The sequence below is a fragment of the Vibrio sp. H11 genome (assembly GCF_004804295.1).
GTDB classification, from domain to species: Bacteria; Pseudomonadota; Gammaproteobacteria; order Enterobacterales; family Vibrionaceae; genus Vibrio; species Vibrio ostreae.
Genome location: NZ_SSHN01000014.1, coordinates 79,394 through 103,468 on the forward strand (window position 1 = coordinate 79,394; position 24,075 = coordinate 103,468).

Sequence of the window (24,075 nt, forward strand, 5' to 3'; positions counted from 1 at the left end):
GCAGCCAATAAAAACGCCGCGGCAAAAAGGCGCGGCGTGAGACCATTGATGAGGAAGGATTAAACACGGTTGTCGCTCATAACCGTTCGTAACTCATAACCGTTCGTAACGGAAGCTAACTCTGATAACGCTGGGCGGTTTTCTGGGCCAGCTTAACCAGCACTTCAACCGCCTGCTCCATACCTTCGATGGTAATAAACTCATGAATCCCGTGGAAGTTATAACCGCCGGTAAACAGGTTCGGACACGGCAGGCCCATAAAGGAGAGACGCGCGCCATCGGTACCACCGCGAATCGGCTTGATCAGCGGCTCGACACCGCACTCCTCCATCGCAGCTTGCGCCAGTTCAATAATGTGCGGATGCGGCGCTATTTTCTCTTTCATGTTGGCATAGCAATCGTGAATGATAAGCTCCACCCGGCCTTTTTTCAGTTGGCTGTTGAGCGTACTCACGATGTCCTGCATGCACCGCTTACGAGCCTCCAGCCCTTCGCGTTCAAAATCACGCAACAGGTAATCGAGTTCTGACTTTGCGACCGCCATTTTGGCCGCGGCAAGGTGATAGAAGCCCTCATAGCCGTCGGTGTGCTCCGGCGTTTCCTGCTCCGGCATCATCAGGATAAAGCGTGCTGCAATCTGCATCGCATTTACCAGCTTGTTTTTCGCCGTGCCGGGATGAACGCAGACCCCGTGACAAATGACCGATGCAGTCGCAGCATGAAAGTTCTCATACTCCAGTTCGCCGACCGGGCCACCATCAACGGTATAGGCCCACTGCGCGCCAAACTTTTTGACATCAAAATGGTGCGCACCCCGGCCAATCTCCTCATCCGGGGTGAAAGCGACGCAGATGTCACCGTGCTCAATCTCCGGATGAGCAATTAGCACTGCTAACGCGGTGATGATCTCCGCGACTCCGGCCTTATCATCCGCACCGAGTAAGGTTTTTCCGTCTGTGGTGATGAGGTTAAAGCCGTGCAAATGATGCAGTTCCGGATAGTGGATCGGCGACAACACTTCATCGCCGCGCCCGAGGGCAATATCGCCGCCCTGATAATTTTCCACAATTTGCGGCTTGATGTTCTTGCCTGACGCATCCGGCGCCGTATCCATATGGGCGATAAAGCCAATCGCCGGAACGGCATAATCCACATTCGATTTCAGCTTGGCCATCACGTAACCATGCTCATCGAGCGTCACCTCGCTCAAGCCCAGTTCCAGTAACTCATCGTGCAGCATCAGGGCAAATGCTTTTTGACCAGTGGAACTCGGGCAGTGATGGTTTTTTGGTTTAGATTGAGTGTCATAAGTCACATAGCGCAGAAAACGCCCGACCAGATTTTCCATAGCGAATCTCACTGTCTGTCAAAATACCGTTGAGTGGCAGCCCAACCGGAACCATGCGCTTATACCCGATAGAGTCAGAATGCGGCGCACCAGGTGCACTGGCGTGCGAATGGGTATATACGCAGTCAATTGCAATCCATAGTACGGATTCTGTCTGAGTAAGAGTTGCTATAAATCAGGTTTTGGTGGATTAAGTCCATACTATTGATATGGGGAAAGCGCTTTTTGATATAAAGAAAAAGCTCAACTCACCGGCTAAAAAACAAAACGACCCCGCCAAATGACGGAGCCGTTGTCTTCAGCGCGGCTGGGCGCTTACCCACCGCAGAGCTTACCCACCGCAGAGAGCAGGCGTATCTGACAGCGTCGCTTACAGCGAAGTGGTAGTGGTCTCTTCTACCGGATCCGGCGTCGGTTCCGGTGCGATATACTCAAAATTCACCACGCCCTCTTCACCTGCGGTCAGAGTCACCTCATGCACCTGGTCCGCCGGAGATGGCAGCGGCACTATATCCTGGCCGTCGTACTGTATTGAATCATCACCAGCACCGTTACAGGTGAAGGCGACGGTGTAGTCACCAGTTGGCAGGAAGCCAAACGAGTAGTTTAACGTCTCATCTAGCGCCGTCGAGGCATAAGGAGTCACTACGCCTTCCGGTACCGGATTCGTAGCATCGAACTCTGGATCGTTTTCATCAACCAGATCACCCAGCTCTGAGCCGGATACCAGACCTTGGTACAGGTACACATAACTGCTGGTTTCCGTACTGCACGTCTCGCCCTCATCCAGCAACGTCTGATCCACCGTACCTGACAGACTGACCACATCACTGTTGCTCAGAATGCTGACGCCATGGGGTTTGAGAATATAGCCGTTCTGACTACCGCTGTTACCGCGCATTACCAGTGAAGAGCGCAGATCAAACTCAATCGTAAATGCCTGAGTCGCTTCGTTACTGACGGTAAAGCTGCCTAAACGCAGTCGGTTACTTGGCTGTTTCAGATCCTGTGTGCCATCAGCGTCATCGACAAAGTTCACGTTAGACTCGCTGCTGATATGCAGAATCAGATTCTGATAGGTACCAACCGGGATTTCTTGATTGGTAATGATGAGCGCTGAGTTTGCGCCTTGATAATCCAGCAAATCAATTTGTTCGTAGTCTGCACTTGGATCATCCGGATTAACATCCAGAAAAATCGACTCACCGTTCTGCTGCACCAGCTCAACCTGAGTAAAACCAATCGTCACTGACGAGGCATAATCAACCGGAGCATCAGACACGGCAAAAGAGACCGTTGCGGTCTGGGTCGAACTATCGTCACCGCCACCACCACAGGCAGTCAATAAAAGAGCGGCACTGCTCAGTGCCATAAGAGGTAAAGTTTTCATGCTACACCCATTGCTTTGTTTTATCGCTTGTTGATATTCATCTCAATTATAGTTGAAGCAATATGTGATTGATGAAAACCGGGCAGATTCTGGCAAGCATCTTACATTATGAAAAAAATTAACAAGCCTCTGTCAAAACTGCGACCCAATACGTCGTTTAATCGGCGTATTGCCCCGTCTGTACAGGGGCAAACCCTCCCTGTCTTAGATTCAGCCGCGTCCTGTGACGCGGCTATTTTTTTCTCTCACAGTTCCAGTCGTCTGTTTTAAACAGAGCCTCAGCTTAATGGCCTAACTCTGCGCCTTGGCTAAACACAACATTCGGCTGCTCATCGCCGGCGTTTCTATCGTGACTTTTTCGCCGTCAGATTCAAACTGCTGACCACTTAACAGATCAAGCAGAGCCTGCGGCCAGTTCAGGTCGATACTCTGGGTGCGGGCTGATTTGTTTATGATCACCACGCCGCGCTCACCGCGACTGAACACCAAGAGATCATCGTTAGCTTCCAGATGGACCATTGGCAGCCCATGCATTTGATTGTGAAAAGCAATTCTGGCCGCCATTTTTGGATCACACCAGGCGTGCTCCCAGCGCGGCGTGTCATCTTCCAGCAAAAAGCCGCTGGTATTCAAATCGGCGTAAATCAGCGGCACACCGCCATCACGGCCGAGGATGTAGCTGTAGGCCAGCGCTTCACGCTGCGGCGACATCACCAGGTCTGAAAACACATCGTTGTTGGGAATATCATGGGTGATGGCAAACGTAATCGCCCGCTCTTTCGACAGAGCCTCACCAAAACAGTAAGGATCAATGAGCGCGGTTAAGGAGCCTTGCTTCTGCAGCGCAGTGTAAATGGTCTGAAACAGCGGAAAATCGTATGCACCGAGAGAGGTTTCCTCCAGATAGGGTTGCAGAAACAAACGATATTCTTCATGGGTTGCCCCACCATCGGTAATGATTTCCCCAAAAATGTGCACGTCATGAGTGATATCTTCACTCCAGACCTTTTTCAGATGCTCAATGGTCATATGTTTGGCGGCATCAATCCGAAACCCCTTCACCCCGAGTTGCTTCATCGCCAGCAGATAGTTTCTCTGCTGCTCTACGACATGAGGATTGTCGCGCAAAGTCGGTAATCCCTGATCATGCGGCCCGCCAGTAATGCGGCCATTCTGTACCTGCCATTTGTCCTTCCAGTCGAGAATCCCGAACGCTTCAACAAAATCATCCTCTTCAAATAAAGGCTCGGACAGATCGCCGAATAGTCGCTGTTTCTGGTAGTAGCGCGGTTTTTTTCGATACGCCTTAATGTCCTGGCTGCTCGGGTATTGCAGATCGAGTCGTTGCTTCGACTCATTGGCCATATGGTTAAAGACCACATCGATATACACCAGGATGCCGAATGAGCTTAGTGTATTGATCATTAAAGTAAAATCTTCGGTATTGCCTAACTGGTTATCGATCAGGCGATAATCCTGTGGCTGATAGCGCTGCCACCAGGGCGTACCTGATTTAGTTTGATACGATTTCATCGGAGGTGAGACGAGTACCGCTTTGTAGCCAGACTGGCGAATAAGATCTGCCCGCTGAGTGACCAGACCGTAGGGCCAGTCAAAGGCATGTAAAATGACATCGGTCGGTTGAACACTGTTCATGAGCCAAACTCCTTCTACTTTAGCAAGCGAAGAATACGAAATAAATAAGGCGGCTTGCTAACATTGACGCTGATTATAAATCGACCAAACATAGGTAAATCCCCCTTTGGAGAATAATTTACGGTTGAGAGTCAGGGCGTAGGACATCCATTTTGCTCCCCTTTGGTTAAAGTTTGACTCACTCCCAAGTTAGAAAACCATGCAAAAGCTATACTTAGTTGTTCAATATTTAGACAAACCTGGAGCCTGACATGCGCACTGTCCGAATTGATATCGTCTCCGACGTTGTCTGCCCCTGGTGCATTATCGGTTATAAGCGCCTGGAGGCGGCGCTGGCTATTCTGTCCGGACAAATCCGGGCGGAGATTCACTGGCACCCCTTTGAGCTCAATCCAACCCTGCCACAAGGCGGAGAAAATCTGCGTGAGCACCTGGCCCGTAAGTACGGCACATCGACCCAATCAAGCATCGCGGCACGGGACACTTTGCTGCGCTTAGGTCAAGAAGTCGGTTTCACTTTCCGATTTTTTGATGACATGCGTATCTACAACACCCGCAAAGCCCACCAGCTATTACTTTGGGCGAATCAACATCACAAACAGGCAGAATTGCAAATGGCGCTGTTTGACGCTTACTTTACCCGTGGTCAGGCAATGGATGATGAAGAGGTATTGCTGGACTTGGCTGAGCAGGTCGGCCTGGAGAGGGGGCAGTGCCGGCAGATCCTGCATGATGAGTCCTGGGCAAAGACGGTTGCCAATACCGAACAGCAGTGGCTGCAGGCCGGAATTCAGGCGGTACCGGCAATCATTCTCGATCAGCGTCATCTGATCTCCGGCGCGCAGACCACCGAAAATCTGCTTAGCGTATTGCAGGAAATCAGCAGCAAAGCGTCGACGCATTAAAGCCCAATGGTTTACCCTAAACGAATGATTTGCCCTAAACGAATGCTTTGACACAAGTGAATGGTTTGGCACAAGTGAATGGTTTGGCACAAACGAATAGTGTAAACATAACAAAAAGGCACCTGAATTCAGGTGCCTTTAAAACATGCTGCGAGATTTTAAGCGTACGCGAGCTATTTGTCTCTAGAGACCTGTTAGTCTCAAGAAAACAGTTAGTCTCAACACAACTGTTGCTCTCGAAAGAACGGTTGGTTTCAACAGAACAATTAGTGAATCGGCGCGTCACTTTTCGAGAAAAATTTACCGAAATACTGCTCGAGAACTTCCGGCGTCAGTTTGCCGTCTGCTTCCAGTTGTTTCAGTTCCTGTGCAATCGCTTTTTGCTCTTCCAGCGTTGGCAATGGGACTTCTTGTTCTTCGCCCGCTTCCTCAGCCATCAGCTCCAGTTCTTTTTCAAAATCGCTCATCGTGCTTACCTAATAAGATTTTAATTACTGAGCCAGAGTGTACCTAACTCGCCACTCTGATTCTAGAGCTTAAAACTGCCCACCATCTTATCCAGACGCGCAGACAATTGACTCAGATCGCGACTGGCCGCAGCCAACTCTTCCGCGGTTCCTGTGGTTACTTCATTAATCGCGTTGATCTCTTCAATATTCTGGTTAATGGTGTAGACCACGGTCGACTGCTCTTCGGTGGCGGTCGCTACTTGGGTATTACGATCCGAAATATCGTTAATCCGTTCAGAAATTGCCACCAGCACCTGCACCGCTTCATCGGAAGAAGCGACACTTTCCGATGTCAATGCTTTGCCTGCCGTCATCGCTGTTACTGCATTTTTGGCATCACTTTGCAGCTTGTCGATCATCTTCTGAATCTGCTCTGTCGATGAAGCGGTGCGACTGGCCAGGTTACGGACTTCATCGGCAACCACAGCAAAACCACGTCCCTGTTCACCGGCACGCGCGGCTTCAATCGCGGCATTCAGCGCCAGCAGATTGGTCTGCTCGGAAACGTCACGAATCACATCCAGAATCGAGCCGATCTGCTGCGTCGTCGTCGCCAGTTCTTCTACCACCCGACCAGTCTGTTCAATATCGGTTGCAAGGCGATTGATGGAATCTTTCGAGCGTGCCACCACACCTCGTCCTTCCCGGGTGTTATCCGATGCCTGGCTGGCGGTCTCGGCAGCAGTCGCAGCGTTAGAGGCGATCTCTGCAATCGTCGCGCCCATCTGGTTGATGGCAGCAACCACCTGAATGGTCTGATCACGCTGCATTTGACTGTTATCATGCGTCGTGCTGGCCTTGTCAGAGACCGTCTGCGCGGCTTGTTGCAGCGAACTGCTGGTCGACGCCACTTCTTTAATCGAGTGATGAATCTTATCAATAAAGCCGTTAAAACCGGCAGATAGCTGAGCGATTTCGTCATTGCCGTCAACGATGATACGCTGGGAAAGATCGCCATCCCCCTGGCCGAGTTCACTAAAACGCTGCGCCAGTTGGCGAATCGGATTGACGATACTGTTGGCGAGCACAAAACCCAGGCCAATAAACAGCGCAGCCACCCCTAAGGTGATCAGCAGCATGCGATGAGTCATCTGGTCGAGTTCAGCAAACACTTCCTCAACCGGTACATTACCCACCACAAACCAGTCCATCGACGGGATATACAGGCTGGCAACGAATACCGGCTGACCCTGATAGTCAGCATGAATCAGATTAAAACCGGATTGATTAAGCAATGCATCCGCCTGTGCACCGTATAAAGATCGCAGCGTGGCATTGGCCTGCTGTTTTTGACGATGAATCTGTACTTTGCCTTTGGCATCCGCCAGGAACACAAAGCCGGTTTGCTCAATCTGGAAACTGTTGAGCAGCTTTACCATGTCATCCATCGATTTAGACAGGCCGGACAAACTGTTGCTGGAAAGGTCCTGATAGTTGGCGAACATCTTCACTTCACCGGTCGACGGCTCCTGGAACATGCTAACCATGGTGGCCTGGCCTGACGAGGTAAAGTTAAAGAACCAGCCATCCTGATCACGGGTCAGCTGACGCAGAAAGCCGTTCTGATTCCAGTAATAAGCGGTGTCGCGGTTCGCCACCGATGCATCGTTAAGCTGGTACTGTCCGACGACATTGTTGAGCTGTTTAACCAGACGAGCTTCACTGCCTGGCTCGCGATCGGTTGAGACGATCGCCTGCTTGATGTACTCATTTTGCGCCAATTGTTTCGCCGCTTGCAGTAACGTACTCACTTCACGATCAATCTGCTCGCCGATTTGTGCCAGCATAGTCGGTAACTCAACATCCACCAGCTGATGCTGCAAGGCCGCTCGAGACTGACGCTGCGCAATAACCCCCATAATGATGGTGGATGCCAGTACGGCAAAGGTTATCCCTAACACCACTTTCTGTTTAATCTTTATATTATTGAATTTTAACATTTTCCTCGCCTTAAATGGCTTAAGCTGACTTGGGCGCGCTATTACCTTAGTTATGTAGCATTACCTTGATGGCGCCACTGGACCCTGGTAAATACTGGACCTTGGTAAAACGCTAGACCTTGGTAAAAACGCGAGATCTTAGTAAACACACTACCCGTGATGAATTATCGGCCAATCTGATTAAGACTTGAGATTCAACTCTTATTTTTATGAAAACAAATGAATCATATATCAAAATTGAATCATAAGTGAGATTTGTGCCAAGTAATTTGAGTCTAGTGGATTTCAGATACCCTGCCATAACCGAGGTGAAGAAAGAGCGGGGGTTCAGCCCATGATTGGCCTTTAAGCTGAGCCCCAATTTGTCTAACAATTGGCCGTTTAGAGAGCGACTCAAAAAATCGTTGGAACTTTTTGTTACAAATCCGGTACTAACTGCCGAATGTAGGCAGAGATTAAAAGCTCGAAGGAGAGTTGAGTTACATGCAGTCACACACTTTTCAAACATTACAGAATTATCTGAATCAACAGGTTATCGGTCAGCAATCCCTGGTTGAGCAACTGCTGGTCGCACTCTTGGCTGATGGGCATATCCTGGTTGAAGGTCCGCCGGGCCTGGCAAAAACCAGGGCGGTAAAATCCCTGGCAGACTGCATTGAAGGCGATTTTCACCGCATTCAGTTCACGCCCGATCTGCTGCCTGCCGATCTAACCGGGACGGATATTTATCGTCCTGAAACCGGTGAATTCACCTTTCAGGCCGGGCCGATTTTCAATTCGCTGATCCTGGCGGATGAAATCAACCGCGCGCCGGCCAAAGTTCAGGCCGCGATGTTGGAAGCCATGGCAGAAAAACAAATCACCGCCGGACGCCAGACCTACCGCCTGCCGGAACTGTTTCTGGTGATGGCGACGCAAAACCCGATTGAACAGGAAGGCACGTATCCGCTGCCGGAAGCGCAACTGGACCGTTTTCTGCTTCACCTGGATGTCGACTATCCGGATGCCGAGCATGAACTGGCGATTCTGCGTCTTAACCGCGGCGAAGCGAAAGGCACCGCCGAAGTAACGCCACCGGTTATCACTCAGGAGCAGATTTTCGCTGCCCGCCAGGAAGTACTCAATATTCATATGGCGGAGTCGATTGAGCATTACCTGATTCGTCTGGTCATGGCGACCCGTAACCCCGCACAATACGACGCGCAACTGGCGCAATGGATTGAACTGGGTGTCAGCCCGCGTGCCACCATAGCACTGGATCGCTGTGCGCGCGCGCATGCCTGGTTACAGGGCCGGGATTTTGTCAGCCCGGAAGATGTCCAGAGCATGGTCTTTCCGGTACTGCGCCACCGCCTGCTGCTGACGTATCAGGCCCAGGCCGAAGGCGTTCACCCTAATCAGGTGATTGCCCACCTGTTATCTCTGGTAGGCAGCGCGTAGGACATCAGCATGGCAACACATCAGCCTCATCTGCTACCCGAACATGCCAACGGTGTGACCCTGTGTCTGGAAGAGTTGCTGCACTACCAGCAACAAACGGTGAAATGGCTGCCTCCGGCGCGCAGCCTGTGGTCACATATGGCCGGCCAGCACCAGGGCCGCCGTCTGGGACGCGGCATGGACTTTGCCGAAGTGCGTCAGTATCAACCGGGCGACGACATCCGTACGATCGACTGGCGGGTCACGGCGCGCACCGGAAAACCGCATACCAAGCTGTTCACCGAAGAGCAGGAAAAGCCGGTCATCCTCTATATCGATCTGAGCCCATCGATGCAGTTTGGCTCACGCCTGATGCTCAAATCGGTTCAGGCCGCACACTTTGCCAGCCTGCTGAGCTGGCTGTCGGTGGCGCAAAAAGATCGTATCGGTGCCGTCATCGACCTCGGCCATGAGCAACTGGAAATCAAGCCGACCAGTCGCCGCAAAGGGCCATTGCAGTTAATGGCAAGTCTGGTTGACGCCCAGCAACGCGCGCTGGCCCAGGCCCAAAGCGCTCCCCCTGCCATGCATAGCGCGATGCAAACTCTCAACCGGATGTGCCCGAAAGGCAGCGAGGTCATTATGATCAGCGACTTTATCCGTTTTGACGATTCATTGCGCCCGCTGTTCAGTCAACTCAACCGCCATAACCGTGTGCGCCTGGTGCATATTTTTGACCCGCTGGAGCAGGGCCACACCGCTTTTCGTGGCGTTGAGCGGGTCAGCGATCACCAACAGACGCGCTGGCTCAACTTTTCCGCAAATAGTACCCGGAATGGGATCAAAAAAGCCTTTGAATCTCAAAAAGAAAAACTAAAATCACTCTGCCAGTCTCTGGCGATAGATTATCGTTCACTCTCCTGTGAGCGTCCTTTGCTACAACAATTGTCCGGATAACTTAAAACTATGAAGCAAACACCTTCGACGCCGCTTGAATTAAACGCGCTGCATCTCCCTTCAGAGCCTTCCTGGTGGCCTTTAGCCTGGGGATGGTGGGCACTCGCAGCCGGCCTGTTATGCGTCGTTGTATTTTCCCTGCTGATGGTACGCTGGAAGCGAAAACGTATCGCGCCGCAAAAAACCGCGCTACGTCTGCTCAATCCGCACCTGAGCAATACGCCCTCTTCGGCGATTGAACTGCTCAGACAAGCGGCGCTTTGTTATTTTCCGCGTGACCAGATTGCTCATCTGACGGGCAAAGAGTGGTACAACTTTCTGGACGAACAACTCGGCCGTCCGCTGTTTGTACCGAATGAAACCGTGTGGCAGCAAGCCTTATACCAGAAACAACCTGTAGCGGATGCCAAAGCACTCGTTGCGGACTGTTACGTTTGGGTTCAGGACGCTTTGCCACCAAAAAAACGGAGACCTTCGAGCGTTGGCAAACATTGAGTTCGTTTTCTGGTGGCTGTTTGTTCTGCTGCCCCTGCCGCTGCTGATCTATCGCTTCTCACCGGCGATAAAACAACAAGCGGCGATACATCTGCCCTACCTTCCCGCGCAAACGGTCAGCGCTAAACCTCGTCATTGGTGGATCAAAGCCCTTGCCGTTGCTATCTGGATTTGTCTGGTCACCGCGGCAGCCCGTCCGGTCTGGTATGGCGACCCGGTGACGACTTCACCCAAACACCGCGATCTGATGCTGGTGGTCGACCTCTCTTATTCGATGAGCCAGGAAGATATGAAATCCGGTGACCAGTTCATTGATCGTTTAAGTGCGGTCAAGCAGGTGTTGTCGGACTTCATTCGTAAACGGGAAGGTGACCGTCTGGGGCTTATCTTGTTTGCAGATCATGCCTACCTGCAAACCCCATTAACACTGGATCGCAACACCATCTCAGAGCAGTTGAACCGCGCCGTGTTGCGCCTGATCGGTACCAAAACCGCCATTGGTGAAGGGATTGGTCTGGCGACCAAAACCTTTATTGACGGCGATGCGCCGCAGCGCGTGATGATTTTGCTCAGTGACGGCAGTAACACCTCCGGAGTGATGGATCCGATGGAAGCGGCCACCATTGCCAAGAAATACCACACCACGATTTACACCGTCGGAGTGGGTGCGGGCGAAATGATGGTTAAAGACTTCTTTATGAGCCGTAAGGTCAATACGGCGCAGGATCTGGACGAAAAGACGCTCAAAGCGATTGCAGATACCACCGGCGGACGCTATTTCCGCGCCCGTAACCAACAGGATCTGCAGACTATCTACGACACCATCAATCAGCTGGAGCCCATCACCAATGCGACCCAAACCTGGCGCCCGCAAACCGAATGGCTTGCTTATCCGCTCGCGCTGGCGCTGCTGCTTTCTCTGGTGGTGATTATTGTGAGGAGAAACCATGTCTGATTTTATTTTCCTCTCGCCATGGTGGCTGACTGCCCTGGTGCCACTCGCTCTTTTACTCGGCTGGCTGGCACGCAGAGCGCGTCATCAAAGCCTGATAGCGCCGCATCTGGCGGCCGCTCTCGGCTTATCGGGCGACAATAAGCAGCGCCGCGCGCTGACCCTTATTGCCATATGCTGGCTGGTCGCTGTACTGGCCCTGGCAGGCCCGAGTTTTGAAAAGCAAGCAAGGCCAAGCTACTCGGCCAGCAACGCACGCGTGGTAGTGATGGATATGTCGTTGTCGATGCATGCCACCGATATCAAACCCAATCGCCTGGCACAGGCACGCTATAAAGTGCTGGATCTGCTCAAAGGATGGCAGGAAGGCAGCACCGCCTTAATCGCATATAGCGGCGATGCCTATACGGTCAGCCCGTTGACCAGTGACAGTGCGACCATAGCGAATCTGATCCCGAGCCTGTCGCCGGAAATCATGCCCTACCCCGGAGCGAATGCCGCCAGCGGAGTCGAGCAGGCGATCACCATGCTCAACAATGCCGGGCTGCGTCGGGGCGATATCATCGTCCTGGCTGATGATCTCGACAATCAGGAAAGTCAGGCGATCGAAACATTGCTGCAGGGGACTCACTACCGGCTGATGATCCTTGGCCTTGGCACCCGTGACGGCGCACCGATTACTCTGCCGGACGGCTCGCTGCTCAAAACTGACGCCGGGCAGACCGTGGTCGCGAAAACCGACTTTAGTACGATGCAATCGCTGGCTACGCAGCTGGACGGTATCTTTACCCCGTACCGTGCCGACGGCTCCGATGTCGAACGCCTGCTGGCGGCCACGCAAAATGAACGTCCGCTGACCGGCAAGAAAAACAGCCAAACCGTGAGTGACCATGTCAATAACGGTTACTGGCTGGTCCTGCTGCTGCTTTGCCCGGCTTTACTGTTATTCCGACGTGGTTTTATCTTTGTACTGTTACTTTCAACCGGCCTGACGATGCCACCACAACGTGCCGAGGCATCCCCCTGGCTCAACGCAGACCAGCAGGCTATGCAGTCCTATCAGCAAAAGGATTTCGCAGCCGCCGCCGAGCAGTTCTCAGACCCCGAATGGCAAGGGATCGCTCGCTATCAGGCCAAAGACTACCAAGGTGCGATTAATGCTCTGTCACAGCTGGCACAGCCTTCGCCGCAGGCACAATACAACCTTGCCAACGCCTACGCGCAGGCTGGTCAGTTAGACAAAGCCAAGCAGCTCTACCAACAGGTTCTGCAGGCTGAACCAGACAACAGCGACGCAAAGCATAACCTGCAGGTCGTCGAGCAGGCGCTGAAGCAACAGCAACAGCAACAGCAACAGCAACAGCAACAGCAACAGCAACAGCAACAGCAACAGCAACCAAAGTCTGGCTCTGACGCGGATAAGTCACAACCGAATCAGCACAACAGCGCCGATAAGTCGCCATCAGGAAACTCAGGATCGCACTCGGGGTCAGATAAGCAGCCAAACGCCGGACAGAACCCCGACACCGCTGAGCAACCTGATCAAACATCCGCTTCTCAGCCGTCGTCGAACAATCCTGCGTCTGCCCAAGAGCAAAATAAACCGAACCAGCCTACATCGTCACCAGACAATCCGGGCGCTCAAACCGATCAAAAAGAGCAGGCTCACTCAGGCTCTGCCACCAGTCAGCAACAGAGCGATAAGCAATCATCCGCTAAGCAGTCAGCCGAACAGCCATCCACGGCCCGGCCACAAGCTCAGCAGGCACAGGCGAGTCAGGCAAAAGCGGACGATTCAGATAACCGGGCAGCGTCTGCAACCCAGGCCACCACGCAGCCGATCGATCCTGAATTACGTAAGCTCGAGCAAGTCGAAAGCGCCCGCGATCCCAGCCAGCTATTGCGCGCCCAACTTTATTTTCAGGCACAAGACAGAGAGCCTCCACAAACTCAAGGTAAGAAGTGGTGATCATGAAATTATTATTCCGCCGTCTTTCATTCGTCCGTCACCTAATCACCGGGCTGACGGTGCTATTTTTTTGCATGTTCAGCCTGAGCGCCAGTGCGGCTTTCTACGCCAGCGTCAGTAAGAATAAGGTGGCCAAAAATGAAGTCTTTCAGCTTAAAGTGGTCAGTGAGGACAAAGCGTCGTCAGACGATATCGACTTCAGCCCGTTAGACAAAGATTTCTTTATGAGCCGTCCCAGCTTTGGCTCATCCATTAACATTATCAACGGCACCCGCACCAATCGCAGTGAGTGGACCGTCTCACTGGCAGCCAATCAGATCGGCACAGTGACGATTCCGAGCTTTGAGCTGAACGGAGAAAAAACTCAGCCGATTACGATTCAGGTGACCAATGATGAAACGGCTCCGGGCAGCGATGATCTGGTCGAAGTACGGAGTCAGTTATCACGCTCGACTTTATATCCGAATGAGAGCGCGCTGCTCAAAGCCCGCTTGATCATCAAAGCCGACCCGCGCCGTTTGCAGGATCCCCAAATAGCGCCGCCAAAGGTGGATGGCATGGAACTCAAAGCGGCCGGAGAACCAAACCAGTATCAGACGGTGATGGATGGGATTGAAGTCACGGTCGTCGATCAGGACTTTCGCGTCACCGCGACCAAAGCGGGTAAGTTTACCCTCTCCGAGCCGAGCCTGACCGGCACCCTGGTGTATGGCAGCAGCTTTAATGGCTCAACCCGCATCATTCCGCTCAACACTACGCCGAAAACCTACACCATCACGGTTGAGCCTAAGCCTGACAACTACCAGGGCAACTGGCTGCCCACCAGCTTGCTGACGCTGAAAGAGCGCTGGCTGGACAGCAATAGTCAGCCGATTGAAAGCAGCCGCTATGTCACTAAAGTCGGTGATTCTATTAGCCGTGAAATCACTGTGCAGGTGACAGGTCTGTCACCGGAGCAGCTGCCGGATCTGAAACTCAACTATCCCGATTCAGTGCGCGTGTATGACGAAAAGCCGGTCTTCGATACCCTAGATAACGGCGATGTCACCATGACGGTAAAGCAGGTTCTCATCCCGCGCCAAAGCGGCGAAGTGACCCTGCCCGCCGTCGCGGTTAACTGGTGGGATACGGTACGCAAGCAGCAACAGACAACGACAGGAGCAGGCCTGACCCTGACCGTAAAACCAGGTGATAACCCGGCGGTGGTCGGCGCGACACCAACTCCGGCCCCCACTGCTCCTGCCGAGGTTCAAACCGTCACGGTAAAAGATCCCGGTTACTGGCCTTATCTGACCGCCCTGTTTGCACTGCTCTGGATAGTCTGCTTTGTGATGCTGCTATGGCAGATGCGCAAACCGGGCAAGCCAGCACCAGAGGCGCCAACCGGTACGGCTTCCTCAAACTACCAACAACTGCAACAGGCGCTGCAGGGCAACGATGGCATTGCTCTCAGTCATGCGCTCAAACGCTGGCAAGCTGAGGTGGTCACAACCGATCAGGAACAAGCGCAGTTGCAACTGGCACTGAGCGAACTCAATCAGGCACTGTACTCTGCTAATCCTGGCTCATATAGCAGCCGCGAGCTGGCGCAGTTAACCAAACGGATAGAACAGCAGCAGAACAAACGCAAAAAACAGGTCAAAGATCCGTTAGCAACGCTGTGAACGTGATCTGACGCTTAACGATTCCCCGTCAGCTCGTCTACGCTGACGGGAGAATCGATTTCGGAGCGTATTATGACCCAGTTAACCACTAAATCCTCTCTTATCCTTGGCCTGTGTCTGCTACTAGGCCTTGCCATCCTCGGCTACTATGTGCAGCAATCGGCGGTTAAGTTTAAAGAATATGAACGGGTCGTCACCGTGAAAGGCCTTTCAGAGCGTGAAGTCGCAGCGGATACCGTGATTTGGCCGATTCAGTTTACTCTGGCAGATAACGACTTACCCAGCCTGTTCACCACGCTTGATCTGCAGACCCAGCAAGTGATGCAGTTTCTGGCCCGCCAGGGCATTAGCACCAACGCGGTATCACTATCCTCTCCTGCGGTGATCGACAAAAAAGCTCAGCAGTACGGCGGAGATTCTCCGGTTGAATTGCGTTATCTCGCGACCCAGGCGCTGACGGTGTACAGCCCGAATGTTGAACTGGTGCGCCAGGCCATCAGCCAGATTGGTGAACTGGGTAAAGAAGGCATCGTGTTTAACGCAGCCAACTACAATAGCCAGATTGAATATCTGTTCTCAGGACTTAACGAGATCAAGCCGGAAATGGTCGAAGAAGCGACGCTACAGGCTCGGCAGGTTGCCGAAAAGTTTGCCAAAGATTCGCAAAGTACCCTGGGCAAAATCAAACGCGCGACGCAGGGGCAGTTTTCCATTTCTGACCGGGATAACAACACGCCTCATATCAAGAAAGTGCGCGTTGTATCGACCATCGAGTATTTTTTGTCTGATTGAACCCGCAATAGACCAGCTGAAATAACCAATTGAGTGCTGCTGGTCTCACATTTTGATTGGCCAGCCGCAATCCGCACTGGCACTGAACGTAAAACTGCCCGCATAATAGAGTCCTCATTTGCCTTGGTTTACCCACTGTTCCGCTGGAATAGCCGTTACTCACGAACTCGTTATGCGAAAAAACAGCACCCTGTCTGTGACCTTATTGTCATTGCTGCCGACTCTATTCAGTGCCGCCACCTCTGCGGACGGGCGCTTTGCACCGGTTGCAGCGCTGAAAGCCGATCTGGTGCAGGTCGATAAATCCAAACGCCGTATGTACCTGCTCGAGCAAGGACGGGTGATTCGTGAATTTCGGATCGCACTGGGAAAATCCCCTAAAGGTCACAAAGTTCAGGAAGGCGACCAACGCACGCCGGAAGGACGTTACTATCTCGACTATGTCAGCGAGCAGTCCGGCTTCTACCGTTCGATGAACATCAGCTACCCCAACCAACAGGACCTCAGACGCGCCGAGTCAATGGGCGTCAACCCCGGCGGCGCCATTAAGATTCACGGCCTCAAACAAGGATTCGACGGCCGTCCCGAATACATCCAGAGTTTCGACTGGACCAATGGTTGTATCGCTCTCACCAATCGGGAAATGGATGAATTCCTCAGTTTAGTGGACAGCGGCACACCTATCGATATCGAGTGGTAGTCCCTATGCTGAAGGAAGATGACGAAATCCTGATGGCTACCGCTGATCTGCAGTGACGTGGTTAAAGCCTAATCACCCACTCTCAAAGCGTGACGATAAAAAGCAAAACGCCCGGTTACCCGGGCATTTTTTCTGTCGGTGTTTTTGGCAACATTACTGCTGGAACGGATAAATCGAGCCCAGCCCCATAATTTGGGTCAGTTCATCGAGCGCCGTACGGTTTTCTGTCAGCAATTGCGGGTCAGCAAGGTCTGCTTCAGTCAGGCGGTCACGATAATGTTTTCCCACCCAGTGAGTCAGTGACTGATACAACGCATCATTCATCACTGCGCGTTGATTTGTTGCCTGTAATTCTTGTTCGGTCAACACAACTCGTAAACGCAGACACGCCGGACCACCACCGTTACACATACTCTCACGCAAATCAAAGACCCGGATGTCACGGATTGGCCCGCCACTGGTAACCAGCTCATTGAGATACATCCATACCCGTTCGTTATTGCGCGACTCCTGTGGCACCACTATCATCATGCTGCCATCCGGCTTGGTCAGTAACTGGCTGTTAAACAGATAAGTATGCACCGCGTCTTGTACCGACACCTTGCTGGTCGGCACTTCAATCGGGGTAAACTCAGCGCCAACCCGAGCCAGCTTGCGCTCAATTTCAGCAAACGCCGCAACCTGGTGATGAAACGCTTCCTGATGGTGGAACAGTACCGGGCCATTGCTTACCGCTATCACATCATTATGGAACACGCCCTGGTCAATGACCGCCGGATTCTGCTGCAGAAACACGGTATTGTCGTCATTGAGCTGATGCAGCCGGGCTACCGCTTCACTGGCTTCGCGGGTTTGGCGCGCCGGGTATTTTTGTGGCTCGACCTCACCGCCAAACGCCTGACGGCCATAAACAAAAACTTCAACGCCGGCGTCACCGTAACTGGCACACAACCGGTTATGGTTGGCCGCGCCTTCATCACCCATGATCGCCTGTTGCGGCAGAGCATCATGATGGGAAAAATGGCGATCATCGCGGAAAATGGCCTGCAGAGCACGTCCTGTGGTGCCATCTTCAATCGAACGATGAAACTTGTTATTCAGATTCGCTACAGTGAAATGCACTTTGTGATCGGCAGTATCAGCAGAGGGAGAGACAGTTGCCGCGTTCGCAACCCACATGGAAGAAGCCGAACTGACGTTAGCCAGCAGGCGCGGCGCTTTTTTAGCCGCTTGCGCGATAACCTGGGCATCGGTACCACTGAATCCGAGCTTACGCAATGTGTGCACACATGGCCGCTCCTGCGGCGGCAGAACGCCTTGCTTGAAGCCCATATCCGCCAGAGTTTTCATTTTCTCCAGGCCTTGCAGTGCAGCCAGTTTCGGATTGGCCACCGCGTTCTTGTTGGATGTGGACGCAACATTACCAAACGAAAGCCCGGCATAGTTATGGGTCAGCCCTACCAGACCATCAAAGTTTGCTTCATAAGCGGTCACATCTGGCTGCTGATTGGCGGCCATTTCTGACACCGAATGGGATGACACTGTATGTTGTGACATAGTCTACTGCTCCTTATCACCTGTACCTTCTCGCGGCCCGTCTTGACTACGCGTGCCAGGTATTTATTAATCGTAGTCGGTACTGACTAATCGTATATGTGGGGTACACATCGTTTTGGATAAATTGGCTTGAACACGGCCATCTGGTCTCACCGAAAGTCCAATCACATCAAATCTATTCATGGTCCGGTCAGCCCAGACCATGATGTTTTTCCCGTGCAAATAACGGCGCAATTCTGACCACCTCACCCGCGGTGACATTGAGCGCGTCAGCCTGCTCGGCGGTCAGTAAAATTTCGTCGCGGGTGTAGGGCTGATTGGCGACAATGGCACGATAATGCTGGTAACTCTGGTTACCAATCAGCAATGGCGTTACGCCCTCTTCTGCGTCGTCCACGACCGCGACGCGGCGCGTTTCATGGTCACGCACAATACGCAGATCTTTGGTATAAGCCTCCAGAGTCGGGCCCGCATCGAAAATATCGATATACCCTTCATAACGCATGCCTTCGCTTTCCAGAATTTTTCGCGCCGGCAGCGTGTTCTCATGCACTTCAGCGATAACCGCTTTAGCCTCATCGGTGAGGAAATCGACGTAGAACGGGTGCTTTGGCATCAGTTCAGCAATAAACGCTTTCTGACCAATACCGGTCAGGTAATCTGCCTCGCTGAAATCAATCGCAAAGAAATGGCGGCCTAAGCTTTCCCAGAACGGAGAGTGACCATTTTCATCCGAGACGCCGCGCATTTCCGCGATCAGTTTGTCAGCAAACTTGTCTTCAAAGGTGGCCATAAATAGCATGCGCGATTTGGAAAGCAGATGGCCATTCTTACCCTGACGATAATCCGGGTCGAGGAACAAGGTGCAAAGCTCACTGTTACCAGTATGGTCGTTGCTGAGGAACAGGGTCGGCATCTGGGTGTAAACATTCAGTTCTTTCGATGCATGAACCAGCGTACCAACCCGAAAATCGTACCAGGCTTCTGTCAGTCCAATCGCCACCTCGATGCCACTGATTCCGACCACCTGTTTAGTGACACTATCCTCCAGCACAAACAGATAGCCCTGCTCGTGCAGCGGCGCACTGCCTTCCCAGGTCGCGATCATGCGCTCAATACGATCACTGATGCGCTGTTCATTATTAGGCAATGAAGTAAAGCCTATCCCGGTTTTGGTCGCGAGATGGAGCAGCGCCTGTTTATCATCCCTGTTGATCGGACGAATCACCATCATAGTTTTCATTCCTTGTCATGGTGTTGAAAGAGAGAAGATTACAGTGGCAAAAACCACACTGACTGGCCCTGTTGCAGGCCGGCTTCTTCACACTTTCCTTGTTCTAAAATCAGTTTCCTGCCGGCAAAATGCGCAGGTACTATGGTGGCGCAGAAGCCATCCGGGCGCATAAAACCTATTAAAAACGGTTTGGCTGTCGCCAGTCCATCTGTTGCACCAGCCACACAGGCATGTTGCTTACCATGCCAGATAGACAAGGTATCGCGCCGCGCCGTCATGATGGCGCCGGCATCGAAGATCTCGACGTATTTGTCGGCTTCAAATCCCTCGTCATTCAGCAGGCTGAATTGCAACTGCGCGTCGCCGTGCACCTGACCCAGCGCCTGCTGCGCCTCTTTGGCCAGCAAGGGCACATAAAGAGGATGATGAGGCATCAGCTCCGCAATAAAAGTCTTGTCCCGCGTGCCGTTGTAGTATTCGACCTGGTTGTAATCCATGCCAAAAAATTTACGGCCGACGTGTTCCCAAAAAGGAGCCCGACCCTCAGCATCTGCGACACCCGGCATCACCGCCAGCCATTGATCCGAAAAGCGCATAGGAAATGCACTCATGAACAGCAACCGGCCCAGTGTGACCAGTGCAGCATAAGGCGTGTCACGCAAAGACGGATCCACATAAAATGAACAGAGTTGGGAGTGGTCACTCAAGTCATGATTCAACGTCAGAGCCTGAATCCGGCTGTGGACGTTCAGCGCGCGGGAAGAGTGAATCAGCACATCTTTGCGCAGTGCATAAAAGGGTTCCTGACACCCGGCCAGTGCATTGATAGCACCAGTCCCCATTAAGCGACCGCTACGAGCATCTTCCAGCACGAAGAAATAAGCCTGATCTCCCGGAGCTTCAACGTCCTCGGAAAAAGAGGTCAGTGAGCGTTCAATCTTCTGAGTCAGATGGGTATGTGTAGCCGGCAGGGTGCACACCATTGGGCCACTGTCCTGGGCCAGACGTTCAATATCACTCAAATCGCTGAGTTGAGCGGGACGAAATAAATACATGTCATATCCTTATCTATGCAGGTAAACCCTGCCCAATCACTCCGGATCGGTCTTCATAGCCTGATCGTTGATTTCCAATACTGTCAGGAGCGGATTTCAATTAATCTTTTGAGACTAAGGTTAAAATCGAATAGTTAATCAAAACTAAAGCGCCTTAATGAAAATTCATGCATGAAAAATCACTATTTAAATTAAACCTATTCCACTTATCCCATAAAAATAATCTCAATCTTGGCAGCTATAGTAAAATTAAACCAGATTAGATATCAACAAATTAAATACATCAGAAACATAATTACAACAAAAACAAATGAGAAAAAAATAGACAAGCAACTGTTTAATAAGGATTTATTTTGTTTTATGTTTTTCTTTATTCTCTAAAACCGGAGATAACTCTTGCATGATTTATCACAAATCCGACAAAGATATTTTATTTATAAAATCTGCATAAAAATATTATCAAATGGCCGAATTAATTTATTTATGCCATTAATAAATAATGCGTAAGGAAGGAAGTTTTAGTCTGACTTCGTGTGTAACGCTTATCCGCACAGCCGTAAATTACGGATAAAAAACACCAGAGTTTTTCTGGTGTTGGTATTCAGCCGACTTTAGCTTGAGCGGCATCAGACGCTCCTGTCACTGTGCTAGATTCACGCTTTATTTGTAGAGACTCAGCTTCGAAGTAAACTGCTGAATTGTTTCGGTATCACCAAACAAACAGATGCCCCAGTAGTCGAGCTCTGACTCAGGAGTCTGCTGCGTCAGCGTTTGTTGCTCGGCAGAGCCTCCTTGCGCCATGGTATGGGTAAAAACGGTATAACGAATCCCCCGCTCACTGGCATCCTGTTTCACTTTGCGGATTTTGTTAGAATTGTCGGCTTTCAGTACAATGAAGGGGTAATGGGAAATGTTAGGCAAAATATGGCCATCAAGGTCACGATAGTCGACGTACTCGGTACCCTCACGATGCAGCATGTCAGCCAGACCGGCGCTAAGATGTCCCAACACGTTTAGACTGCGGCCCAAATCGAGTTTTTTGCTCAGTACAGCGACATAACGCTGTTGATTCTCATCCGGTAGGTTCACTCTTTTCTCCTTGCTAAGCTTCTCACTATCTATGCATATCAAATTGATTATCAATCTGGCGAGCAGAGTACTACTCCTTGTACTTATCGAGATGGAGTCTCAGTGACTCTCGCCCGCCGCCTCGTCTGCGACTTGCTGCCGAGGGCTCTGCGTTGTAACAGGCGATAGGTAATACTCTGACCCTGTGCAGATTAAACATATAGCATTCGATAAACAAGTCTTTAGCCCTGTGCAGCGTCGCACTGCCAACCCGTGCTCGCAGCGCAAAAACAGGCCACATCGAGCAGAATTTTTGCGGTTCTGTTAGCACAGCAACACTATTGTTCGCAGTAAATACTATGATATTCAAAGTGACTTAACGAAGGAGTATCGCAATGAAATATCAACATATCCTGGTCGCTCTGGAATTGGAGGAAGAGAGTAAACTGTTGATTGATAAAGCAGTCTCTTTTGCCAGCTTAGTCGATGCTGATGTGTCTCTGGTTCATATTGATGGGACGAAAGGGGAAATCTACCAACAGCTGATCGACATCCAGGCTGAGCCGAAACAAAAACCTTTGGATGAGCATTCAAATAAGATGCTCAAACAGTTACAACAATACTGTGAATTCCCATTCAAACACTTTTATGTCGGTACCGGGGATCTGAGCAAAAAGCTGGAAACCCTGATTGCCAGCGATAACTATGATCTGCTTATCTGTGGTCATCACCATGATTTTGTCAGCAAAATCGTCTCCTACTCGCGCCACCTGATCAATAAGTCTCCTATCGATATTCTGGTGGTACCGATTCTTGATTAGCGTCGGCCAGCGATTTTGCAGCCTGGCCAGTAAATCCAGTGACGCAGAAGGTAGCCAAACGCCACCGGACTGCTTAGAATGTTGCAGACACTCTCTGCAACATTTTGTCTGGTTACGCGTGATTTATGCTACAAATTTCCAATAACGTTTCTCTTGCCGACTGGGAAATCGAACTCTCGGCCATCCGAGCCATGGGCAGTGGCGGCCAGAATGTCAATAAAGTCTCCAGTGCCATTCATCTGCGTTTTGACATTCATCGCTCATCGTTACCCCAGTTCTACAAAGAGCGCTTACTGGCCCTGTCCGATTCAAGGCTGACCAAAGACGGGGTCATTGTGATTAAAGCGCAATCTTACCGTACGCAGGAACAAAATAAAGAAGACGCACTGAACCGGCTAAAGGAGATGATTATCGCCGCCATGGTGGTCGAAAAGACCCGGCGGGCAACCAAACCCACCAAAGGCTCGCAACGACGCCGCGTCGATACGAAAACCAAACGCGGCGCCACTAAGGTATTAAGAAAGAAAGTGGATTACTGACCGACTTGATGTCAGTAGGCAAAAAGTGAAACCAAGCTTAACGGTGATACAGCGCGCGGCATCCAGTCCGGTATCATCAAAACAAGCAATCACTACGGCATCAAAATCCGGCTGCACCTGAATCACCTGCAACATACCCAGCTCCGCCATCGCTTCACCTCCTTTATCAGCGAGTTTCACAGAGCATGCCGACAACCATTGAGTTTATAGGCAACTCAATGCCTAATAATTCACATGATATTACCTGTAAAGGATAGATAACCTCAGGTCCACCAAATCGCAGCCACATTCTCGTAGATCAACTTTGTTGTCATCAGAACGGTCACCGAGATAAACACCGGACGCACCAGGCGCGTGCCAAAACGCATCACAAACTTGCTGCCGACCACAGAACCAATAATCTGTCCGGCTGCCATCAACAAGCCAAGCTGATAATCCACCTGGCCCAGAACGATGAACAGGATCAGAGAAATCAGGTTACCGACCAGATTCAACGGCTTGGTCGCCATTGTGGCCTGCTTGAGGGTATAACCGAGCAGAGCAACAAAACCGAGCATCCACAGCGAGCCAGTCCCCGGGCCAAAAAAGCCGTTATAAAAGCCTATCAACAATCCGGCGACCAGCATAAATCTGCGCTTCGGCCATTTTGCCTCGCTGGCTTTCGTCGCCTTTAAGCGCCTGGAGAAGATAGAATAGAGGGTAATCGCCACCATTAACACCGGCAACAACACTTCCAGCGCCGCCTTATCGATCAGACTAACTGCCACCGCGCCGCAAAGAGCACCGATTGAAGTGCACAGCACACCCAGCATCATGCCCTGCAGCGGAAACTGGCGGCTGGCAATAAACATCAGCGAGGTGGTCAGTTCCCCAATCACCGCCTGTAAACGGTTGGTACCCAAAACCACCATGGGCGGTAAACCGGCCAGCAGCAGGCTCGGTACGGTGAGCAAACCACCACCGCCAGCGATGGCGTCCACCACACCGGCAATAATGGCCACAGCAAATAAAAAGGCGTATACCCACTCTCGGTGAGACAGCAGTTCATCGGCACTAAAAATAACGTCACTGTGCATGTTTTCCTCAACATCAATCGCAGACAGAG

Annotated in this window: 22 protein-coding genes; 11 read left to right on the plus strand and 11 right to left on the minus strand. The window is 51.5% G+C overall.

Going from position 1 to position 24,075, the window contains the following annotated elements; genetic code table 11:
• Positions 1 to 115: 115 nt before the first annotated feature.
• The 3 genes from pepT to E6C74_RS17970 all read right to left on the minus strand — a co-directional run bounded on the left by pepT (position 116) and on the right by E6C74_RS17970 (position 4,394).
• Positions 116 to 1,348 carry a peptidase T gene (pepT, locus tag E6C74_RS17960; RefSeq protein ID WP_136487427.1) on the minus strand — a complete coding sequence of 411 codons (1,233 nt, stop codon included), beginning with the start codon at positions 1,346 to 1,348 and terminating at the stop codon, positions 116 to 118.
• Positions 1,349 to 1,718: 370 nt separating this feature from the next.
• The gene (locus E6C74_RS17965) at positions 1,719 to 2,738 is read right to left on the minus strand and encodes a DUF4382 domain-containing protein (protein WP_136487428.1); all 1,020 of its coding nucleotides are present in this window, start codon (positions 2,736 to 2,738) and stop codon (positions 1,719 to 1,721) included.
• 291 nt (positions 2,739 to 3,029) lie between these two features.
• Positions 3,030 to 4,394, minus strand: coding sequence for an alpha-amylase family glycosyl hydrolase (locus E6C74_RS17970; protein WP_136487429.1), 1,365 nt, complete (start codon positions 4,392 to 4,394; stop codon positions 3,030 to 3,032).
• 251 nt (positions 4,395 to 4,645) lie between these two features.
• Here E6C74_RS17970 and E6C74_RS17975 point away from each other — a divergent pair, with 251 nt between their 5' ends.
• The gene (locus E6C74_RS17975) at positions 4,646 to 5,299 is read left to right on the plus strand and encodes a DsbA family oxidoreductase (protein WP_136487430.1); all 654 of its coding nucleotides are present in this window, start codon (positions 4,646 to 4,648) and stop codon (positions 5,297 to 5,299) included.
• A 266-nt stretch (positions 5,300 to 5,565) separates the two neighbouring features.
• Here the strand turns inward: E6C74_RS17975 and E6C74_RS17980 are convergent, their stop codons facing one another.
• Both E6C74_RS17980 and E6C74_RS17985 read right to left on the minus strand, forming a co-directional pair.
• Positions 5,566 to 5,766 carry a restriction endonuclease subunit S gene (locus E6C74_RS17980; RefSeq protein ID WP_136487431.1) on the minus strand — a complete coding sequence of 67 codons (201 nt, stop codon included), beginning with the start codon at positions 5,764 to 5,766 and terminating at the stop codon, positions 5,566 to 5,568.
• A 62-nt stretch (positions 5,767 to 5,828) separates the two neighbouring features.
• On the minus strand, positions 5,829 to 7,748 hold the full coding sequence (locus E6C74_RS17985) for a methyl-accepting chemotaxis protein (protein WP_136487432.1): 1,920 nt from the start codon (positions 7,746 to 7,748) through the stop codon (positions 5,829 to 5,831).
• A gap of 483 nt (positions 7,749 to 8,231) precedes the next feature.
• Between E6C74_RS17985 and E6C74_RS17990 the strand changes: the two genes are divergently transcribed.
• The 8 genes from E6C74_RS17990 to E6C74_RS18025 all read left to right on the plus strand — a co-directional run bounded on the left by E6C74_RS17990 (position 8,232) and on the right by E6C74_RS18025 (position 16,696).
• Positions 8,232 to 9,188, plus strand: coding sequence for a MoxR family ATPase (locus tag E6C74_RS17990; protein ID WP_136487433.1), 957 nt, complete (start codon positions 8,232 to 8,234; stop codon positions 9,186 to 9,188).
• A 9-nt stretch (positions 9,189 to 9,197) separates the two neighbouring features.
• Positions 9,198 to 10,124, plus strand: a complete 927-nt coding sequence (locus E6C74_RS17995; protein ID WP_136487434.1) for a DUF58 domain-containing protein — start codon at positions 9,198 to 9,200, stop codon at positions 10,122 to 10,124.
• 9 nt (positions 10,125 to 10,133) lie between these two features.
• Complete coding sequence (locus tag E6C74_RS18000; RefSeq protein WP_136487435.1) at positions 10,134 to 10,619, plus strand: DUF4381 domain-containing protein; 486 nt, start codon at positions 10,134 to 10,136, stop codon at positions 10,617 to 10,619.
• Positions 10,606 to 11,574, plus strand: a complete 969-nt coding sequence (locus tag E6C74_RS18005) for a VWA domain-containing protein (RefSeq protein WP_136487436.1) — start codon at positions 10,606 to 10,608, stop codon at positions 11,572 to 11,574. Before E6C74_RS18000 ends, E6C74_RS18005 begins: the two co-directional genes overlap by 14 nt.
• On the plus strand, positions 11,567 to 13,540 hold the full coding sequence (locus E6C74_RS18010; protein WP_136487437.1) for a VWA domain-containing protein: 1,974 nt from the start codon (positions 11,567 to 11,569) through the stop codon (positions 13,538 to 13,540). Before E6C74_RS18005 ends, E6C74_RS18010 begins: the two co-directional genes overlap by 8 nt.
• Before the next feature lie 2 nt (positions 13,541 to 13,542).
• The gene (locus E6C74_RS18015) at positions 13,543 to 15,204 is read left to right on the plus strand and encodes a BatD family protein (RefSeq protein ID WP_240798215.1); all 1,662 of its coding nucleotides are present in this window, start codon (positions 13,543 to 13,545) and stop codon (positions 15,202 to 15,204) included.
• A gap of 72 nt (positions 15,205 to 15,276) precedes the next feature.
• Positions 15,277 to 15,996 (plus strand): SIMPL domain-containing protein, encoded by a 720-nt coding sequence (locus E6C74_RS18020; protein WP_136487439.1) that lies wholly within the window; start codon positions 15,277 to 15,279, stop codon positions 15,994 to 15,996.
• A gap of 172 nt (positions 15,997 to 16,168) precedes the next feature.
• Positions 16,169 to 16,696 (plus strand): L,D-transpeptidase family protein, encoded by a 528-nt coding sequence (locus E6C74_RS18025; protein ID WP_136487440.1) that lies wholly within the window; start codon positions 16,169 to 16,171, stop codon positions 16,694 to 16,696.
• A gap of 153 nt (positions 16,697 to 16,849) precedes the next feature.
• Here the strand turns inward: E6C74_RS18025 and astB are convergent, their stop codons facing one another.
• The 4 genes from astB to E6C74_RS18045 form a co-directional block, all read right to left on the minus strand.
• Entirely contained in the window at positions 16,850 to 18,190 is a 1,341-nt protein-coding gene (astB, locus tag E6C74_RS18030) for an N-succinylarginine dihydrolase (RefSeq protein ID WP_136487457.1), read from the minus strand.
• Positions 18,191 to 18,443: 253 nt separating this feature from the next.
• On the minus strand, positions 18,444 to 19,487 hold the full coding sequence (gene astA / locus E6C74_RS18035) for an arginine N-succinyltransferase (protein ID WP_136487441.1): 1,044 nt from the start codon (positions 19,485 to 19,487) through the stop codon (positions 18,444 to 18,446).
• A 38-nt stretch (positions 19,488 to 19,525) separates the two neighbouring features.
• The gene (locus E6C74_RS18040) at positions 19,526 to 20,542 is read right to left on the minus strand and encodes an arginine N-succinyltransferase (protein WP_136487442.1); all 1,017 of its coding nucleotides are present in this window, start codon (positions 20,540 to 20,542) and stop codon (positions 19,526 to 19,528) included.
• 660 nt (positions 20,543 to 21,202) lie between these two features.
• Entirely contained in the window at positions 21,203 to 21,631 is a 429-nt protein-coding gene (locus E6C74_RS18045) for a DUF2000 domain-containing protein (RefSeq protein WP_136487443.1), read from the minus strand.
• A gap of 374 nt (positions 21,632 to 22,005) precedes the next feature.
• Between E6C74_RS18045 and E6C74_RS18050 the strand changes: the two genes are divergently transcribed.
• Both E6C74_RS18050 and arfB read left to right on the plus strand, forming a co-directional pair.
• Positions 22,006 to 22,431: a universal stress protein gene (locus E6C74_RS18050; RefSeq protein WP_136487444.1), complete on the plus strand. Its 426-nt coding sequence runs from the start codon at positions 22,006 to 22,008 to the stop codon at positions 22,429 to 22,431.
• Positions 22,432 to 22,556: 125 nt separating this feature from the next.
• Positions 22,557 to 22,970, plus strand: coding sequence for an alternative ribosome rescue aminoacyl-tRNA hydrolase ArfB (gene arfB / locus E6C74_RS18055; protein WP_136487445.1), 414 nt, complete (start codon positions 22,557 to 22,559; stop codon positions 22,968 to 22,970).
• Here arfB and E6C74_RS21075 read toward each other — a convergent pair.
• Together E6C74_RS21075 and E6C74_RS18065 are read right to left on the minus strand one after the other, a co-directional pair.
• Positions 22,947 to 23,150, minus strand: coding sequence for a hypothetical protein (locus tag E6C74_RS21075; protein WP_206208442.1), 204 nt, complete (start codon positions 23,148 to 23,150; stop codon positions 22,947 to 22,949). The two genes, arfB and E6C74_RS21075, sit on opposite strands and share 24 nt — an antisense overlap.
• A gap of 83 nt (positions 23,151 to 23,233) precedes the next feature.
• Positions 23,234 to 24,046, minus strand: coding sequence for a TSUP family transporter (locus tag E6C74_RS18065; protein WP_136487446.1), 813 nt, complete (start codon positions 24,044 to 24,046; stop codon positions 23,234 to 23,236).
• Positions 24,047 to 24,075 lie beyond the last annotated feature (29 nt).

Bases quoted from the DNA above. Each gene is read 5' to 3' on its own strand.
- E6C74_RS18040 (WP_136487442.1), bottom strand. From the start codon at position 20,542: ATGTATTTATTTCGTCCCGCTCAACTCAGCGATTTGAGTGATATTGAA.
- E6C74_RS17970 (WP_136487429.1), bottom strand. From the start codon at position 4,394: ATGAACAGTGTTCAACCGACCGATGTCATTTTACATGCCTTTGACTGG.
- E6C74_RS18010 (WP_136487437.1), top strand. From the start codon at position 11,567: ATGTCTGATTTTATTTTCCTCTCGCCATGGTGGCTGACTGCCCTGGTG.
- E6C74_RS17990 (WP_136487433.1), top strand. From the start codon at position 8,232: ATGCAGTCACACACTTTTCAAACATTACAGAATTATCTGAATCAACAG.
- pepT (WP_136487427.1), bottom strand. From the start codon at position 1,348: ATGGAAAATCTGGTCGGGCGTTTTCTGCGCTATGTGACTTATGACACT.
- E6C74_RS17975 (WP_136487430.1), top strand. From the start codon at position 4,646: ATGCGCACTGTCCGAATTGATATCGTCTCCGACGTTGTCTGCCCCTGG.
- E6C74_RS18050 (WP_136487444.1), top strand. From the start codon at position 22,006: ATGAAATATCAACATATCCTGGTCGCTCTGGAATTGGAGGAAGAGAGT.
- E6C74_RS18015 (WP_240798215.1), top strand. From the start codon at position 13,543: ATGAAATTATTATTCCGCCGTCTTTCATTCGTCCGTCACCTAATCACC.
- E6C74_RS18065 (WP_136487446.1), bottom strand. From the start codon at position 24,046: ATGCACAGTGACGTTATTTTTAGTGCCGATGAACTGCTGTCTCACCGA.
- E6C74_RS17965 (WP_136487428.1), bottom strand. From the start codon at position 2,738: ATGAAAACTTTACCTCTTATGGCACTGAGCAGTGCCGCTCTTTTATTG.
- E6C74_RS17985 (WP_136487432.1), bottom strand. From the start codon at position 7,748: ATGTTAAAATTCAATAATATAAAGATTAAACAGAAAGTGGTGTTAGGG.
- E6C74_RS18000 (WP_136487435.1), top strand. From the start codon at position 10,134: ATGAAGCAAACACCTTCGACGCCGCTTGAATTAAACGCGCTGCATCTC.
- E6C74_RS17995 (WP_136487434.1), top strand. From the start codon at position 9,198: ATGGCAACACATCAGCCTCATCTGCTACCCGAACATGCCAACGGTGTG.
- E6C74_RS17980 (WP_136487431.1), bottom strand. From the start codon at position 5,766: ATGAGCGATTTTGAAAAAGAACTGGAGCTGATGGCTGAGGAAGCGGGC.
- E6C74_RS18020 (WP_136487439.1), top strand. From the start codon at position 15,277: ATGACCCAGTTAACCACTAAATCCTCTCTTATCCTTGGCCTGTGTCTG.
- E6C74_RS18025 (WP_136487440.1), top strand. From the start codon at position 16,169: ATGCGAAAAAACAGCACCCTGTCTGTGACCTTATTGTCATTGCTGCCG.
- arfB (WP_136487445.1), top strand. From the start codon at position 22,557: ATGCTACAAATTTCCAATAACGTTTCTCTTGCCGACTGGGAAATCGAA.
- astA (WP_136487441.1), bottom strand. From the start codon at position 19,487: ATGATGGTGATTCGTCCGATCAACAGGGATGATAAACAGGCGCTGCTC.